The sequence below is a fragment of the Brevibacterium sp. UBA7493 genome (assembly GCF_002479565.1).
GTDB classification, from domain to species: Bacteria; Actinomycetota; Actinomycetes; order Actinomycetales; family Brevibacteriaceae; genus Brevibacterium; species Brevibacterium luteolum.
This window is the reverse complement of the sequence record NZ_DLOD01000010.1, coordinates 129,741-145,717: the sequence shown is the minus strand read 5'-3', so window position 1 is coordinate 145,717 and position 15,977 is coordinate 129,741. Positions and strand designations below refer to the sequence as shown.

The following is a 15,977-nucleotide window of genomic DNA, read 5'->3' as shown; positions in this document are numbered from 1 at the left end:
CAGTGGCTGCTGCCGAGAAGCCGCAGGCGGTACCAGTGGACGGGCCTGCCCCGGCAGGGGAGCGCGCACCGTCGGTGTCCGAGCTGACAGCCAGTGCGCAGAACTACCTCAAGATCATCTGGAGCGTCCAGGAATGGGATCGGGAGCGCACACCCGTCCAGCCCAGCATCATCGCCGAGAAGGCCGGCCTGAGGATGTCGACGGTCTCCGATGCGATCAAACGCCTTGGCAGGCAGGGACTGGTGACCCACACCCGCTACGGTGCGGTGTCGCTGACCGAGGAGGGTCGGGCGCATGCGGTGCAGATGGTGCGCCGCCACCGGCTCATCGAGACCTTCCTCGTCCAGGTGCTCGGCTACGGCTGGGATGAAGTCCACGATGAGGCCGAAGTGCTCGAACACGCCGTCTCCGATGAGCTCGTCGACCGGATCTCAGCCCACCTCGGCAACCCCGGCCGCGACCCGCACGGCGACCCGATCCCAGCCGCCGACGGTCAGGTCGCCACACCTCGGGCCCGGCAGCTCACCGACTGCGAACCCGGATCCGACTACCGGCTCGAGCGGATCTCAGATGCCGATCCGGAACTGCTGCAGTTTCTCGCCGAGCGCGGCATTGAGGTCGGCACCGATGTCACACTGGCCGCAGGAGCCCCGTACTCCGGCACGCTCGTGCTCGAACGCGAGGGCCAGCCCGCACTCACCCTCGGGGCCGAGGCGGCTGCTGCGATGTGGGCCTCACAGCGCTGAGCGCAGTCGCCGGTGCTTGAGCTGCCGGGCGATGACCCCCTGGCGGGGGCTGAAGAGGTAGATGAGGGTGAAGACGAAGCCCTGAGCGAGCACGATCATGCCACCCGACGCGGTATCGGCGTAGTAGCTGGTGTACAGGCCGATAAGCGAGCAGCCGACCGAGATCGCCGGGGCGAGGATGAGCATCATGCTCATCCGGTTCGTCAGCAGGTAGGCCGAGGCGCCGGGGATGATGAGCATCGCCACGACCAGGACGACGCCGACGATCTGCAGGGTCGCCACCGCGGTGACGGCCAGCAGGGCGAGCATGACCGCGCCGATGAGCCGCGGGCTCATGCCGATCGCATGTGCATGGGTCGGGTCGAAGGCGTAGAGCGTGAAGTCGCGGCGCTTGACCAGCACGACAAGCAGCACGGCGAGCGTGAGGATGAGGATCTGGGTGAGGTCCTGCCGGGAGACGCCGAGGATGTTGCCGAAGATGATGTGCGTGAGGTCCGTGTCCGAGGGGGTGACGGACACGAGCACGATGCCCAGGGCGAAAAGCGTGGTGAACACGATGCCGATCGCGGCATCCTCCTTGACCCGGGAGGTGTCGCGCACCGTCCCGATGAGGATGACGGCGAGGAACCCGAATGCGAGCGCGCCGATGGCGAACGGCACGTCGAGGACATAGGCGAGCACGACCCCGGGCAGCACCGCATGGGAGACGGCATCGCCCATAAGCGACCAGCCGATGAGCACCAGCCAGCATGACAGCAGCGCACACACGATCGAGACCATGACCGCGGCGATGAGCGCGCGGGTCATGAACTCATAGGAAACCGGGTCGGCGAGCAGGTGGATGATGTTCAATGCGGTTCACCGTCCCAGTTCCCATCGCTGGCCGCAGCGTCGCCGTCAGTCGGGGCCCCGCCGGCAGCCGGGGTCTCTCCGGCCCGCCGGTTGTTGGTCGGCCTGTCGGTCGGCCGGCCGAGCGGATCGAGTCCGAAGGCCAGCGCCAGGTTCTGCGGACGCAGCACCTCGGCAGGCGAGTCGTGCAGCAGCACACGCCGCATGAGCAGGATCGCCTCATCGGCCAGATCCGGCAGCGCGTGCAGATCGTGGGTGGACACGACGATCGTCGTCCCGGCATCGGCGGCCTCGCGCAGCACCGTCGAGATCATCTGCTCAGAGCGCTTGTCGACGCCGGCGAAGGGCTCATCGAGCAGCAGCACCGTGGCCTCCTGCGCCAGGCCCCGGGCGACGAAGGCGCGCTTGCGCTGCCCGCCGGAGAGCTGGCCGATCTGCCGGCCGGCCAGCTCGGTGAGCTCGACGCGGGCCAGTGCGGCCTCGACGGCGTCCTGGTCGGCCCGCGTGAGCCGGCGGGTGATCCCGGTGCGCCCGTAGCGGCCGGTGCCCACTACCTCGCGCACGGTGATCGGGAAGTCCCAGTCGACGATCTCGGCCTGCGGCACGTACCCGATGAGCCCGGCCCGCCGGGCCTTGGCAGGCGGCAGGCCGGCGATGCGCACGGAACCCGACTGCGGTTTGAGGCTGCCGACGATCGACTTGAACAGGGTGGACTTACCGGCGCCGTTCATGCCGACCAGACCGCAGATGCGGCCGCGGCCGATGACGGCGCTCGCCTCGTCGAGAGCCAGCACGGAGCCATAGCGCACTGTGACGTTCCGGACCTCCAGGGCGGTGGACGCGCCGGGTCCGGGCGGGTGCGCCGCAGGCTGGTGCGGGGGGCGGGGAGGGGTCATCGGTGTCCAGTCAAGCGCAGCCGGATGAACGACGCCGGTGAGACTGCGGCGGCCGTCATGCGCCTGCGGCCCCGGTCAAAGCATCGGCGATGGTCTCGGCATCGTGGGTGATGAGATCGAGGTAGGTCGGCACGGGGCCGTCGGCGGTGGTGAGCGAGTCGACGTAGAGGGTGCCGCCGAAGCTCGCGTTGGTGGCGTCCACGACCTGCTGCATCGCCTTGTCGTTGACGGTCGATTCGCAGAACACGGCCGGGACGTCGTTTTCGCGCACGAATTCGATGGTCGAGGCGACCTGCTGCGGGGTCGCCTCGTGCTCGGCGTTGACCGGCCAGATGTACTTCTCCGTCAGCCCGGCGTCGCGGGCGAGGTAGGAGAAAGCGCCTTCGCAGGTGACGAGCGCACGCTGGTTCTCCGGCAGGGTCTCAAGCGTGTCGGTCAGCTTAGTCTCGACTTCGGTGAGCTTGGCAGTGTAGTCCTCGGCGTTGGCCTCGAAGTCCGCAGCGTGGTCGGGGGCGAGCTCCGAGAAGGCCGTCACCATGTTCTTGGCGTAGATCGCGGTGTTGGCAGGTGACATCCAAGCGTGCGGGTTCGGCTTGCCGGCGTAGGCGTCCTCAGTGATGTCGATCGGCCTGATGCCCTCGCTGAGCACGACGTGCTTCGTGCCGGCGACGTCGATGAACTGCTCGAACCACTTCTCCAGGCCCATGCCGTTCTCGAGGACGAGGTCGGCTTCCTCAGCGTGCCGGATGTCGCTGGGGGAGGGCTCGTAGCCGTGGATCTCCGCGCCTTCCTGCGTGATCGACTCCACCCGCAGGTGATCGCCTGCAACGTTGGCGGCGATGTCCTTGAGGACGGTGAAGGTGGTGAGCACCAGTGGGCGGTCGTCGTCCGTGCCCGAGGTGGCTGCTGGGCTGCAGGCGGACAGTGCCAGTGCGGCTGCGCTCACCAGGCCGGTGATGAGAAGGGGGATGCGCCGGGTGCGACTGTGCGCGCGAGGTGAGCGCAGGCGATGGAGGGGGGATCGGAATGCCATGGCATCACAATAGTTCCCCGCAGCGAATCTTCAAAGTTCGCATATGCGAACTATTTGATGTGCGCAAGCGAGCGCGGGGTGCGGGGTCGGCTTAGGGATCTCAGTCCTTCTTCTGCCGACCGATCCCGCGGTAGTGCTGCAGCTGCTCCGGGGTTAGCCTGCGGAACAGGGCTTCCTGGGCGACCGAGGCGACGAGCACGCCGTCGGCTGTGGTGATGTCGCCGGTGTACAGACCGCGGCCGTAGGCGGCGGAGCGCGGGGCGTAGTCGCACAGCACCCAGTCGTTCATGTTCACCGGCCGGTGGAACCACAGCGAGTGATCGAGGCTGGAGCCGGACTTGAACTCATCGGTATTGAACGCCCCCAGACCTGATGAGATGTCGGATAGGTAGGTCAGGGCGCAGATGTGCAGCAGGTCGGAATCGCCGAGGTCCTCTGTGCAGCGGGCCCAGAACCGGACCGGGTAGTCGGTCGTGGTGAACGGCTGGTCGGTGCTGCGGGCTTCGAAGGAGAACATCCGCGGCATCGGCGAGGGGTTCCCGAACCGGATCTCGGCCTCGGCGGCGGCCGTCGGGCCCTGCAGGTCGGGGCTTTCGTTGCCGCGGGTGAAGTTGATGGCCATATTGAAGATGACATCGCCGTCCTGGGTGGCGACGACCCGGCGGGCGGAGTAGGAGCCGCCGTCGCGGTCTCGGAAGACCTGGAAGACCGTCGGCCGGGCGGCATTGCCCGGGCGCAGGAAGTAGCCGTGCAGGGAGTGCGGCTTGCGCTCCTCATCGACGGTCAGGGCCGCGGCGTGCACCGACTGCGCTGCGACCTGCCCGCCGTAGAGGGCATAGGGCTCATCGAAGACGTAGCCAGCGCGGTAGATGTTCTTGTCGATCTTCTCCAGCTGCATGAGATCGAGGAACGAGCCCTCGCCGGTTTCGCTGGGTGAGAAGAGCACATCGCTCACAGGTTTCCTCCGCTTTCATCAGGTGCGCTGCCGGTGGCCGACGGATTTCGCCGTCTGCTCCGATCCTAGCGACCCATGCATGCGGACTCCGCGCGCCGCCGCGCCGTCACACTCCAGCGCAAACTGGCGTCATCAGCCAGGACTGTTAGAGTGGCGGACAGACATGGGGTGCCCGGCAGGCCGGGCTGAGAACATACCCATCGAACCTGATCTGGATCATGCTGGCGAAGGGATTGTCATGACACAGCAGCACCCATCTGCCCCCGCACAGACGGCGGCCTCGATACCCGATCTCGCAGCGGCTGCCACCGCGGTGCGGGAGTCGAATCCGCTCGTCCAGTGCATCACGAACACCGTCGTGCAGCCGCTCAGTGCCAATGCGCTGCTGGCGATCGGCGCCTCACCGGCGATGATCAACCACGAAGCCGATGCCGCCCAGTTCACCCGCATCGCCGACGGCCTGCTCATCAACTTCGGCACCGCCAGCTCCCACAACTTCCTCGCCGCCGACGCCTCCATCACCGCCGCCCGTGAGACCGGCACCCCCTGGGTGCTCGACCCCGTCTCCTACGGTGTCATCGACTACCGCACCACCCGCATCAAGCAGGCCCTGACCTGGCAGCCGACCGCCATCCGCGGCAACGCCTCCGAAATCGCAGCCCTGGCCGGCACCGGTGCCGGTGCTCGCGGCGTCGACTCCACCGACGAGGTCGAAGCCGTCCTGGAGGCTGCGATCCAGCTCTCCCACGCACTCGGCTCCGTCGTCGCTGTCTCCGGCGAGGTCGACGCGATCGTCCACGCCGGTGAGCAGGTGCGCATCGCCCGGGTCTCCGGCGGTTCGGACTACATGCCGCTGGTCGTGGGCACCGGCTGCTCGCTAGGCGGTGTCGTCGCCGCCTACCTCGGCGCTCTGCCGGCCGACCCGTTCGCCGCGGTCGTCGCCGCCCACGCCCACTATGCAGCCGCCGGTACCCGCGCGGCCAGCACGAGCCGCGGGCCCGGCAGCTTCGCCGTCGAGTTCCTCGACGCCCTGCATTCCGTCACCGCCGCGGACATCGCCGCAGTCAGCGTCAGCTACGACACCGTGGAAGTCACCGCATGAGCCACGATCGCCTCGCCGAGGTCGACACCGCCCTGTACTTCATCACCGACACCGCCCAGTGTGCTGCCGCCGGCCGGTCGGTGGCCGAGACCGTCGCCGAGGCGGTGGCCGGCGGGGCGGGAATGGTCCAGATCCGGGATAAGGACATCACCGACGACGCCATGTACGACCTCACCTGCGATGTGCTGCGAGCCGTCGACGAGGTGCTCGGCGATGCGAAGATCACCCGGCCGGTGCCGGTGTTCGTCAACGACCGCGTCGCCGTCGTCGAACAGCTCAACAGCGAAGGACACCTCGTGCACCTGCACGTCGGCCAGGACGACATGCCGTTTGCCGAAGTCCGCCAGCACATCGGCCAGGAGGCCCTGCTCGGGCTCTCGGCCACCACCCCGGATCAGTTCGCCGCCGCCCGTGAGGCCGGCACCGTCGACCTGCTCGGCGTGGGCCTGGCGTTTCCGACGACGACGAAGAAGAACGCCCGCGACGTCCTCGGCCCCGAGAAGATCCGCGCGCTCGCCGGCGAAGCCGGCCTGCCGGTCTTCGGCATCGGCGGCATCGACCTGGCAGGTGCTGCCAAGATGCACGGCACCGGAGTCGCCGGCATCTGCGTCGTCTCCGCCATCTGCACAGCCGCCGACCCGCGCGCAGCCGCTGCCGGGATCAAGACCGCGTTTCTCACCGGCCAGACACCCGATACCGAGGACCGGGCTGCGACGCACGACGACACCGGTTCCCACACTGCAGACGGAGGACGCTGAACAATGCCCGCACCCGCATCCCGCCCGCCGATCGCCCTGTCCATCGCCGGCACCGACCCGTCCGGCGGCGCCGGCATCCACGCTGACCTCAAAGCCTTCTGCGCCCGCGGCGTCTACGGCACCACCGCCATCACCGCTCTGGTCGCCCAGAACACCCACGGCGTCAGCGAGGTCTACGGCATCGACGAGGCCTTCGTCGAAGCCCAGCTGTCCAGCGTGCTCGACGACATGCCCGTCGACGCGACGAAGACCGGGATGCTCGCCACCCGCAGCCTCGTCGAACTCGTCTGTCACACCGCCGATGAGAAGGACCTCGGCTACTTCGTCGTCGACCCTGTCATGGTCGCCACCTCCGGACACCGGCTGCTCGACGACGACGCCGTCGACTCCGTGCGCCGCCAGCTCATGCCGCGCGCGGACCTCATCACCCCGAACCTGCCCGAAGCCGCACTGCTGCTCGGCGAACCCGAACCCGAAGCCGCAAGCATCGAGCAGATGCGCGACCAGGCCGGCCGGCTGATCGAACACGGTGCGAACGGCGTGCTGCTCAAAGGCGGCCACGGTCTCGACGACGAGGTCATCGACGTCCTCGCCCTGGCCGACGGCACCACCGCGGAGTTCACTCACACCCGCATCCGCACGCCGAACACCCACGGCACCGGCTGCACCCTCTCCGCGACGATCACCGCTGAGATGGCCGCCGCCCGCCACGCACAGGCGAGCGCCGCCTCGGGCGCAGACACCACTGCCTCGGAAACCACCACTGCCTCGGAGACCACGACTGGCTCGGAGACCATCACCGCAGCCGTCGAACGGTCACTGGACTACCTCGCCCGTGCGCTCGCCTCGGCAGATCACTGGCAGCTGAGCCTCAACCCCGAAGGCGCCCACGGGCCGGTCGACCACCTCGTCGACCTCACCGTCACGCGCTGAACCCGCCCACCTCGAAGATGAGCGCCCGCCGAGCCCGGGCACCTAAGGAAAGGACTGCCATGACCGACCGCAACCGCTTCGTCGCAGGCGAGCACACCCAGGCGATCTGGGACTCCGTCACCGGCACCCTAGATGAGATCGAGAACCTGCCCTTTCTCGAGGCACTCGCCACCGGCGAACTGCCGGTGCGGACCTTCGTCAACTACATCCTGCAGGACGAGCTGTACCTCAACGGTTATGCCCGGGCGATGAGCCAGCTCGGTGTGCGCGCCCCGAACCGCGAGGACACCCGCTTCTGGACGCTGGCCGCAGGCGAGGCCGTCACCGTCGAAGAGGAGATGCACGCTGCACTGCTGGCCGAGGAGCGATTCGCCTCGGCCCGCAGCCAGCTGACCGACGCCGACGGGCAGCCGCAGCCCTCGCCGACGACGCTGGGCTACACCTCCTACCTCATCGCCCAGGCCGCAACCGCTCCCTACCCGGTCGGCGCGGCCGCAGTGCTGCCGTGCTTCTGGGTGTACGCACACATGGGCAAGGTGCTCACCGAACGTGTCGGCGACGGCATGGACACCCACCCGTACCGCGCCTGGATCGAAACCTACGACAGCCCCGACTTCGACGCATCCGTCGACGGTGCCGTCGCGATCCTCGAACGCGAGATGGCCTCAGCCGACGAGACGACCCGGCAGGCGATGATGGCCGCCTTCGCGCAGGCCACCGTGTACGAACTGCACTTCTGGGCCTCCGCACACGTCTTCCAGTCCTGGGACGTCGCAGCACTCGGCGAACCGGCAGCCGAGGCCGCACTGTCCTGATCGGGTGACGGCGATGCACGACACCCCCGAGGCCACCCCAGCCAGCACCTCCCAGGAGGGTGCCGGTGAGACCGGCCTCGGGCGGGTCGTCATCGGCGGATCCAGCGGCTTCATCGGCCGCCACCTGGTGCCCAAGTACCGGGCCGAAGGCCGGGAGGTCGTCACGATCTCCCGATCCGACGCCGACCTTACCTGGGATGACGAGGGCGGCATCGCCGCTGCCGTCGACGGGGCGGGCCTCGTCATCGGGCTGGCAGGCAAGAGTGTCGGATGCCGCTACACCGCGAAGAACCGGGAGGAGATCTTCACCTCCCGGCTGTCCACCACCACAGCCCTGTCCGATGCGATCGCAGCCGCACAGAATCCGCCGCCGCTGTGGATCAACGCCTCGACCGCAACGATCTACCGTCACGCCGATGACCGGCCGATGACCGAATCCGGCGGCGAGATCGGCGAGGGCTTCTCCGTCGACGTCGCTCGCGCCTGGGAGCGCGCACTCTTCGCCGCCGACCTGCCGGCCACCCGCCGGGTCGCCCTGCGCACCGCGATCGTGCTCGGACGCGACACCTCCGAAACCACCGGCAGCTCCGGGGCGGCTGACAGCTACAGGGCCGGCAGCTCGGGAGCCCGCAGCCTAGGGGCCGGCAGCCGCAACGGCGCCCTCGGCCCGCTCATCAACTTAGCCCGCATCGGCCTCGGCGGCGCCCAGTACGACGGCCGCTGGCCGGCCACGCCCGGCCGCCGGCGCGCCGGCACCGCCCACACCTACGGCACACCCGGAGCCCGACAGCGGTTCAGCTGGATCCACCTCGACGACGTCGCCGGCATCATCGACTTCCTCGAAGACCATCCCGAGCTCGACGGTCCCATCAACGCCGCCGCCCCGAATCCCTCGGACAACCGCGGCTTCATGGCAGCACTCCGGCGGGCCTGCGGGATGCCGGTCGGCCTGCCGGTGGCGCGCTGGATGCTCGAGATCGGCGCGATCGCGATGCGCACTGAGACCGAACTCGTGCTCAAGAGCCGCTGGGTGCTGCCCGAACGGCTGCTCGCCGCCGGCTACGCGTTCGCCTACCCGGACCTGGAACCCGCCGTCCGCAGCGCCGTCAACGGCTGAGCCGGCCGGGCGAGGGAAGCTGTCAGGCCGGGGCAGCGCCAGGGGAGTGCCCGGCTCAGAGGGCGAGGATGAGCACGCCGAGGATGCTGAGCACGCTGGCCGAGACGATGTCGAGGACCATATCGGCGCGCGGGGTGCGCAGCAGCGATGACACCCGGTCGGCGACGAGCACGAGACTCGTAGCGTAGAGGCTCAGACACCCGACGATCGTGCCGACGACGATCGCATAGTCGACCAGCGCCGGATCAGCTGGGATGAACGTCGGCAGCACCGCGAGAAAGAACAGCCCGGACTTCGGGTTCGTCAGCGCGGTGAACAGGCCGGTCGTGAAGCTCGCAAGCGCCGTCGGCGTGCGCAGGGATGCGTTGACTGCCGCAAGCTCGAGGGAGCCGGTGCTCGCCTCCACCGCGCCCGAGGCGCCGGTCGCCGAAGCAGACCCGCCAGCCGAGGCGGTGGCCAGGCTGCGGCGGGTGGACCACCAGGTGCGGATGAGCGGGTAGGCGGCCTTGGCGCCGAGGAAGAGCAGGTAGATGCCGCCGACGGTCTTGACCGCGGCGAGCAGGGCCGGTTCTCGCTGCATGATCGCAGCGACTCCGGTGATCGCCAGCACCGCCCACACGAGTGCCCCGAGCGCAGTCCCCGTTGTGCAGAAGAGGCCCGCCCGCCGGCGCAGGGCGCCGTAGCGGAGGACGAGCATGGTCTCGGGACCTGGCGTCACGGAGATGCCGACCGAGGCGGCGAAGAGCGCGCCGAACACGGTGAGGGTCACGAGATTCCTCCTCTGGACAACGGGGACTGCTTCCTTTGTGAGCGCCGGCCATGCACTCCTACATGCAGTGCCGACAGGAATATTGTGGAACCAGCAACCATCAGGCACAAGCAGAGAAAAACTGATAACCATTCGGTTCTGCCTACATATCGGCTAGGCTGTGCGCATGCGCTCCTGGGACCTCAACCGGCTCCGCGTCTGGCGGGCCGTCGTCACCGCCGGATCCGTCGTCGAGGCAGCCGCCAACCTCGGCTTCCGGCCGGCGACTGTCAGCCAGCACATCGCCACGCTCCAGCGCTCGACGGGCCTGGAGCTCTACCGGCGGGCCGGGCGCGGCATCGAGATCACCGACGCCGGCCGCAAGCTCGCCGAGGAGGCCGCCAAGGTCCTCGACCAGGTCCGCCGTCTCGACGGCACCGTCGATGACATGACCTCCTCACCGGACCCGCGCATCACCCTGTCGGGCTTCACCTCCTTCCACGAGACCCTGCTGCCACCGGTCGTCGACTCCGTCGTCACCACCTTCTCGACGATCCGCTTCGAGATCCTCGACAATGAGCGCGACTCCGCGCCTTCCCCGCGACTGCCGGACATCGAGATACGCAGCGAGGCCGGCTTCGCCGCCGCCACCGAGGTGCCCGGCACCATCCGCACACCGCTGTTCGACGACGAGTTCCACCTCGTTGTGCCCACCAGCCACCGGCTCGCCGGCGCCGGGGAGGTGCCGTTGGCCGAGATCGCCGAGGAGCGCTGGATCGACGCCGAATCCCGCGTGACGGCTGGGATGAGCGCGATCCTGCACGCGTGTGCTGCCGCCGGTATCGCTCCGCGGGTCATTGCCCGCTCCGAAGGCCACTACGCAGCACTGGCTCTCGTTGCAGCCGGCCACGGCATCACCCTGCTGCCGGCTCTAGCTCTGCTCAGCCTGCCGGCTGGGCTTACGAGTGTGGCGCTGACCCACCCGGTGCCCTCCCGGCGGGTGTGCATGCACGTCGTCGAGCAGTCCGCCCACCTGCCGCACATCAGCTTCACTGCCGATGAGATCATCGCCCAGGCCGAGGGCTTCGGCCTCGTGTGACAGGACCCCACCGTGTGTCAGGACGGTGACACCGACGTCACCGCGGTGACGCAAGCTGCGCCCATGCTGGAGACATGAGACTGACCTCCTGCCTCCTCGCCGTCGCCGCGCTTGCCTGCCTGGCCGGTTCGCTGACGATGCCCGTCTTGCGCTACGCCAATCGGGACTTCGCCCGATACGACACCGTCCTCGCGGCAGGAGGCTCCTCCCCGCTCTCGCTGCTCCTGGTGCCGGTCATCGGCACCGCAGCAGTGGTCATCGTCATCGGCCTGGCCGGCCTGCGCACTCGGATCACCGGGCTCCTCGCCGCTGCCGTCGGCGCGCTCCAGCTCCTCGGCGCCGGCGACACAGCCCTCACACGGCGTGAGAACGTCATCATGTGGGACGGCATCGACCCCACCGGGATGCCGATCGGCGGGATGGAGCAGCCTGACATCTGGTGGGGCCTGGCATTCGCCGCCGCGGCTGGATTCGCACTCATCGCCGCCGGCATCGTGCAGCTGGCAGACTTCTGCACTCGCTCGCCCAAGGAGCGACACGGCCCGTGATCCCCCGCCCGAGGCGGCGCCTGCCTGCGCCTGTGTCGGAACCGGCACAGCGGCGTCACCACCGGCACGCTGAGTCATCAGAGGCTGGAAATATGAGAACGACAACCCGCGTCCTGACCGCCGTGACGGTCGCGCTGTTCGCTGCGGCCTTCTGGGTGCCGGTGCTGCGCATCACCGACCATGACTCCAGCTCTGATGACATCGGCCTCATCTCCGCAGCGACAGCCGGTGAGCTCTCACCGTTGATCTTCGCCGGCATCCTCGCCGCCGTGGCCCTGTGCTTCTGTGCATTCACGGGCATACTTCCGCGGGCCGGCGGCTGGATCGGGCTCGCCGGCTGCGTCTGCGTTGCCGCCGGGGCGGTTTCGGTGGTGTCGCATCTGTGGACGTTCGGCATCCTGTGGGACGGCGTCACCGCTGACGGGATGCCCACCGGCGGGCTGATCCTGCCCGAACCCTGGTGGGGCACGGCACTCATCGCAGCAGCAACGCTGACCCTGGCGCTCGCCTCGATCCTGCAGCTGGTGACAGCCCACCGCAGCCGGCCCGCCCAGGCCGAGGCTCAGCCTGCCGCCCCGGCACCGGCAGGGGAGGAGAACGGATCATGATCATCGCCTCACGTGTGCTCTCCATCGCCGCGGTCGTGCTGCTGGCAGTCACGATCCCGGTGCCCGTGCTGCGCGTTGAGGACGCACACTACGACGACCTCGCCGTCAACGTCCTCACCGCCGTCGGCCTCTCACCGGTGGCCGCGCTGCTCGCACCGGGCATCCTCATCGCCGTGCTCATGGTCATCCAGTCCTTCGCCGGCTGGCGGCCCGGCATCTTGGCGTGGATCGGCTACCTCGGCGCGTTCTTGCTCACCGTCGGGGCGTTCGGTGCCTTCACCGGGGAGAACCGGCCCTCGCTCATGTGGGACGGCGTCGACGACCAGGGCCGGCCGACCGGCGGCATGGAAGTCCCCGAGCCCTGGCTCGGCCTGCTGCTCATCGTGTGCGCCGCCGGAGCGCTCGCCCACGCCGCGACCCTGCAGCTGCTCGCCGCCCGGCAGACACCACTTGCCGCTGCGGACCCGGGGCCGGCATGAGGGAGTACGCCCGCCTGTGCGCGATCGCCTCACCCCTGCTGCTCGGCCTCACCATCGGCTTCCCGGTCTACGAATCGGCTGAACCCGGTTTCGCCATGCTCAGCTCCAACGTCCTCCAGGCCGCTGACCGTTCGATGGCTACATGGCTCCTGCGGCCGGCTGCAGCCATCAGCGTCCTCATGGCCATCCAATCGCTCACCGGCTGGCACCCGCGCGTATGGGGATGGATCGGCCTGGCGGGCAGCGCCTGCTTGTTCACCGGCGCCGTCGGCGTCGTCACCGCCGAATGGCCGCACATCATGTACGACCACATCATCGACGGCGAGCTCGTGCCCCACGGTCCGGTCCAGGCTGAGCCGTCATGGGGCCTGCTGCTCGTCCTCGCCGCAGCCGTCTCCCTGGCCGTCGCCTCGATCCTGCAGCTCGTCAGCGGCAGGCGCCGCGCGCAGATCTCTGCCCAGCTGCAACCGTAAGCGGCCAACGCCCGGCCCCGTCGCCCGTTCGCGTGCGATCACCGCAGGCATCACCGACCCGTCCGCACCGGTTGCCGCACCACCGCGGCAAGGTGAGCCGTGGAGCATCCGCTGGGTGCTCGTGCACATGATCGAGGAGTACTCCCGCCACCTCGGCCACGCCGACCTCATCCGCGAGCACCTCGACGGGTCCACCGGCGACTGAGCCGCCAGCCGGAAACGGGAGTTGTGCCCGCAGGCTGAGCAGGCGGTGAGAGCGATGTCCGGGGCCTGCGATACCCTGGAGGCGTGAGCAGCGAAATCGAAATCGGCAAAGGCAAGCGCGGCCTGCGCGCCTTCTCCCTGGATGACATTGCGATCATCCCGGCCAGGCGCACCCGCGACCCGCAGGACGTCTCCCTCGAATGGCAGATCGACGCCTATCACTTCGACATCCCGTTCATCTCCGCCCCGATGGACTCCGTCGCCTCCCCGGCCACGGCCATCGCGCTCGGCAAGCTCGGCGGACTCGGCGTGCTCGACCTCGAAGGCGTGTGGACCCGGTATGAGGACCCGCAGCCCTACCTCGATGAGATCGCCACGCTGCCGGCCGAGCAGGCCACTGAGCGGATGCAGCAGATCTACGCCGAGCCGATCAAGGAAGAGCTCATCACCGCCCGGCTCGCCGAGATCCGCGAAGCCGGCGTCACCGTCGCCGGCGCCCTGACCCCGCAGCGCACACAGGAGTACTGGCGCACCGTCGTCGACGCCGGTGTCGACCTGTTCGTCATCCGCGGCACCACCGTCTCAGCCGAGCACGTGTCCTCGAACGCCGAACCGCTCAACCTCAAGCGCTTCATCTACGAACTCGACGTGCCCGTCATCGTCGGCGGCGCCGCCACCTACACCGCCTCCCTGCACCTTATGCGCACCGGTGCCGCCGGTGTGCTCGTCGGCTTCGGCGGGGGAGCAGCCGCCACCACCCGCAGGACCCTGGGCATCCACGCCCCGATGGCCACCGCACTGGCCGATGTGCACGCCGCCCGCCGGGACTACATGGACGAATCCGGCGGCCGCTACGTCCACGTCATCGCCGACGGCGGACTCGGCACCTCCGGCGACATCATCAAGGCCTTCGCCATGGGCGCTGACGCCGTTATGCTCGGCTCCGCGCTCGCCCGTGCCGAAGAGGCCCCGGGCAAGGGCTGCCACTGGGGTGCCGAGGCCCATCACCCGCAGCTGCCGCGCGGCCGCCGCGTCGACATCGGCACCGTCGCCCCGCTCGAACAGCTGCTCTTCGGCCCCGGTCACACCGCGATCGGCGAAGTCAACCTCGCCGGAGCGCTGCGGCGGGCGATGGCAACGACCGGCTACCTGGATCTCAAGGAGTTCCAGCGCGTCGACGTCGTCGTCTCCCCCTACCAGCCGCAGAACGCGGGGTTCTGAGCCGGCGCGACGCACAGCGCTGAGCGATCCGTATGCTCCGACTCGCCTTCACCCCACGCTGGATGGGCTTCCTCGCCCTCGTCCTCGTGCTCGCCACCGCCTTCGTCGGGCTGTCCTACTGGCAGCTCAACCGCGCCCAGCACAAGAACGACGCCCTCAGCTCCCAGGACATCGAAACCGTCAAGGACTTCAACGACGTCGTCGACGCCCAGGTCCCGCAGCCAGGCCTCGTCGCCGACCAGCGAGTGAAGCTCACCGGCCACTACCTGCCCGATGCGCAGGTCGTCGTCGCCGGCCGCTACCACGACGGCACCGAGGGCTTCTGGGTCGTGACGATGTTCGCCCCCGACGGCGCGACGATCGGCGAGGACGCCCAGCTCACCGGCGCCGAGGCGGATGAGACCCGCCCGATCGCCATCCCGGTGGTGCGCGGCTGGGTGGAGAACGAAGAGGCGGCGATGAGCTCGCGCGCCCATGACGGCCCGGTGGAGATGACCGCCCGGCTCGGCCCGATCGAAGGACCGGAATCGACCGAGGGCCTGCCTGCCGGGCAGGTGCGCACCGTTTCGACCTCGCAGCTGGTCAACCTCTTCGACGTCTACACCTATTCCGGCTATCTGTTCCCCGAACAGGACTCCGGGCCCGGCGCCTCGGCAGCGGCCGATGGGCTCACCCGCGTGGACCTCAGCGCCGATCAATCCGGCGGCTTCGACCTGCAGTCCGGCGTCTACGCCCTCGAATGGCTGTTCTTCGCCGGATTCGCGTTCTACATCTGGTGGCGGCTGCTGCGCGACGCCTACCTCGCCCAGCAGCGCGCCGCGGCCGGGAAGACAGTAGACTATGTGGTCGTCAAGCCGGCCGGAGCGAGCCGGCCCGGCCAGGACGCGCAGCCTCAGCAGCACCCGATGAAGGACACCGATGGTCACTGACCCCCATGATGCCCGCCAGCACCCCGACGACGCCCGGCCCGACCTGTCCGATGACAACGTCTGGCTCTACAGCCGCTACACCTCAGCGCTCAACGCCTCGCGCTTCTACCGGGTCATGGCGATCATCACCGGCACCCTGCTGCTCATCCTCACCGTCGAGATGATCTACAAGTACATCATCGTCGGCCTCATCATGAACGGCGACGCCTCCCAGGCGCTCATGATCGGCAGCTTCAACCTCGCCGCCGCGATCGCCATCAGCCACGGCTGGTGCTACGTCGTCTACCTCATCTCGTGTCTGTGGCTGAACCAGACGATGCGCTGGAAGCTCAGCCAGTTGCTGCTCATGGCCCTGGCCGGTGTCGTGCCGGTCATGTCCTTCATCCTCGAGCGCCGCGTCCACCACCGCGTCCAGCACGAACTCGATCAGGCCGTCGTCGTCGCCCCCGTCGAGGGCTGACCCC

Annotated in this window: 20 protein-coding genes and 1 riboswitch; of the genes, 15 read left to right on the top strand and 5 right to left on the bottom strand. The window is 68.9% G+C overall.

The genetic code is table 11. The annotated features are described in order from the left end of the window. Nucleotides 1-2 precede the first annotated feature (2 nt). Complete coding sequence (locus B4E96_RS06745; RefSeq protein ID WP_349680643.1) at nucleotides 3-746, top strand: metal-dependent transcriptional regulator; 744 nt, start codon at nucleotides 3-5, stop codon at nucleotides 744-746. Here B4E96_RS06745 and B4E96_RS06740 read toward each other — a convergent pair. The 4 genes from B4E96_RS06740 to B4E96_RS06725 all read right to left on the bottom strand — a co-directional run bounded on the left by B4E96_RS06740 (nucleotide 735) and on the right by B4E96_RS06725 (nucleotide 4,479). Next, on the bottom strand, nucleotides 735-1,598 hold the full coding sequence (locus tag B4E96_RS06740; RefSeq protein ID WP_286956890.1) for a metal ABC transporter permease: 864 nt from the start codon (nucleotides 1,596-1,598) through the stop codon (nucleotides 735-737). The genes B4E96_RS06745 and B4E96_RS06740 overlap by 12 nt on opposite strands. Then, the gene (locus B4E96_RS06735) at nucleotides 1,595-2,491 is read right to left on the bottom strand and encodes a metal ABC transporter ATP-binding protein (protein WP_286956889.1); all 897 of its coding nucleotides are present in this window, start codon (nucleotides 2,489-2,491) and stop codon (nucleotides 1,595-1,597) included. Before B4E96_RS06735 ends, B4E96_RS06740 begins: the two co-directional genes overlap by 4 nt. Before the next feature lie 55 nt (nucleotides 2,492-2,546). Further along, complete coding sequence (locus B4E96_RS06730) at nucleotides 2,547-3,524, bottom strand: metal ABC transporter substrate-binding protein (RefSeq protein WP_414632679.1); 978 nt, start codon at nucleotides 3,522-3,524, stop codon at nucleotides 2,547-2,549. Between the two features lie 100 nt (nucleotides 3,525-3,624). Then, nucleotides 3,625-4,479 (bottom strand): acyl-CoA thioesterase, encoded by an 855-nt coding sequence (locus tag B4E96_RS06725; RefSeq protein ID WP_286956887.1) that lies wholly within the window; start codon nucleotides 4,477-4,479, stop codon nucleotides 3,625-3,627. A gap of 154 nt (nucleotides 4,480-4,633) precedes the next feature. After that, nucleotides 4,634-4,730, top strand: a riboswitch (TPP riboswitch). On the opposite strand from B4E96_RS06725, the gene thiM reads away from it, so the two are divergent. From thiM to B4E96_RS06700, 5 genes are all read left to right on the top strand, one after another. Beyond that, nucleotides 4,718-5,581 (top strand): hydroxyethylthiazole kinase, encoded by an 864-nt coding sequence (gene thiM, locus B4E96_RS06720; protein ID WP_286956886.1) that lies wholly within the window; start codon nucleotides 4,718-4,720, stop codon nucleotides 5,579-5,581. Its footprint overlaps the riboswitch before it by 13 nt. After that, entirely contained in the window at nucleotides 5,578-6,339 is a 762-nt protein-coding gene (gene thiE / locus B4E96_RS06715) for a thiamine phosphate synthase (RefSeq protein WP_286956885.1), read from the top strand. Before thiM ends, thiE begins: the two co-directional genes overlap by 4 nt. Nucleotides 6,340-6,342: 3 nt before the next feature. After that, nucleotides 6,343-7,272 (top strand): bifunctional hydroxymethylpyrimidine kinase/phosphomethylpyrimidine kinase, encoded by a 930-nt coding sequence (thiD, locus tag B4E96_RS06710; protein ID WP_286956884.1) that lies wholly within the window; start codon nucleotides 6,343-6,345, stop codon nucleotides 7,270-7,272. Between the two features lie 59 nt (nucleotides 7,273-7,331). Then, complete coding sequence (locus B4E96_RS06705) at nucleotides 7,332-8,087, top strand: TenA family protein (protein ID WP_286956883.1); 756 nt, start codon at nucleotides 7,332-7,334, stop codon at nucleotides 8,085-8,087. 13 nt (nucleotides 8,088-8,100) lie between these two features. Continuing rightward, nucleotides 8,101-9,204: an epimerase gene (locus B4E96_RS06700; RefSeq protein WP_286956882.1), complete on the top strand. Its 1,104-nt coding sequence runs from the start codon at nucleotides 8,101-8,103 to the stop codon at nucleotides 9,202-9,204. A 55-nt stretch (nucleotides 9,205-9,259) separates the two neighbouring features. Here B4E96_RS06700 and B4E96_RS06695 read toward each other — a convergent pair whose 3' ends face one another. After that, nucleotides 9,260-9,973 carry a LysE family translocator gene (locus B4E96_RS06695; RefSeq protein WP_286956881.1) on the bottom strand — a complete coding sequence of 238 codons (714 nt, stop codon included), beginning with the start codon at nucleotides 9,971-9,973 and terminating at the stop codon, nucleotides 9,260-9,262. 166 nt (nucleotides 9,974-10,139) lie between these two features. Here B4E96_RS06695 and B4E96_RS06690 point away from each other — a divergent pair, with 166 nt between their 5' ends. From B4E96_RS06690 to B4E96_RS06650, 9 genes are all read left to right on the top strand, one after another. Beyond that, nucleotides 10,140-11,051 (top strand): LysR family transcriptional regulator, encoded by a 912-nt coding sequence (locus B4E96_RS06690; protein WP_286956880.1) that lies wholly within the window; start codon nucleotides 10,140-10,142, stop codon nucleotides 11,049-11,051. Nucleotides 11,052-11,125: 74 nt separating this feature from the next. Next, complete coding sequence (locus B4E96_RS06685) at nucleotides 11,126-11,599, top strand: hypothetical protein (protein WP_259797792.1); 474 nt, start codon at nucleotides 11,126-11,128, stop codon at nucleotides 11,597-11,599. A gap of 92 nt (nucleotides 11,600-11,691) precedes the next feature. Beyond that, nucleotides 11,692-12,207, top strand: coding sequence for a hypothetical protein (locus tag B4E96_RS06680; protein ID WP_286956879.1), 516 nt, complete (start codon nucleotides 11,692-11,694; stop codon nucleotides 12,205-12,207). Then, nucleotides 12,204-12,686 (top strand): hypothetical protein, encoded by a 483-nt coding sequence (locus B4E96_RS06675; RefSeq protein WP_286956878.1) that lies wholly within the window; start codon nucleotides 12,204-12,206, stop codon nucleotides 12,684-12,686. The genes B4E96_RS06680 and B4E96_RS06675 overlap by 4 nt, the downstream gene beginning before the upstream one ends. Then, complete coding sequence (locus tag B4E96_RS06670; RefSeq protein WP_286956877.1) at nucleotides 12,683-13,159, top strand: hypothetical protein; 477 nt, start codon at nucleotides 12,683-12,685, stop codon at nucleotides 13,157-13,159. Before B4E96_RS06675 ends, B4E96_RS06670 begins: the two co-directional genes overlap by 4 nt. Further along, nucleotides 13,140-13,364, top strand: a complete 225-nt coding sequence (locus B4E96_RS06665; RefSeq protein WP_414632683.1) for a DUF664 domain-containing protein — start codon at nucleotides 13,140-13,142, stop codon at nucleotides 13,362-13,364. Before B4E96_RS06670 ends, B4E96_RS06665 begins: the two co-directional genes overlap by 20 nt. 83 nt (nucleotides 13,365-13,447) lie before the next feature. Beyond that, nucleotides 13,448-14,584 carry a GuaB3 family IMP dehydrogenase-related protein gene (locus B4E96_RS06660; protein ID WP_286956876.1) on the top strand — a complete coding sequence of 379 codons (1,137 nt, stop codon included), beginning with the start codon at nucleotides 13,448-13,450 and terminating at the stop codon, nucleotides 14,582-14,584. 32 nt (nucleotides 14,585-14,616) lie between these two features. Continuing rightward, nucleotides 14,617-15,513, top strand: coding sequence for an SURF1 family protein (locus tag B4E96_RS06655; protein ID WP_286956875.1), 897 nt, complete (start codon nucleotides 14,617-14,619; stop codon nucleotides 15,511-15,513). Beyond that, nucleotides 15,503-15,973 (top strand): DUF3817 domain-containing protein, encoded by a 471-nt coding sequence (locus tag B4E96_RS06650; RefSeq protein WP_286956874.1) that lies wholly within the window; start codon nucleotides 15,503-15,505, stop codon nucleotides 15,971-15,973. The genes B4E96_RS06655 and B4E96_RS06650 overlap by 11 nt, the downstream gene beginning before the upstream one ends. Nucleotides 15,974-15,977: the final 4 nt, after the last annotated feature.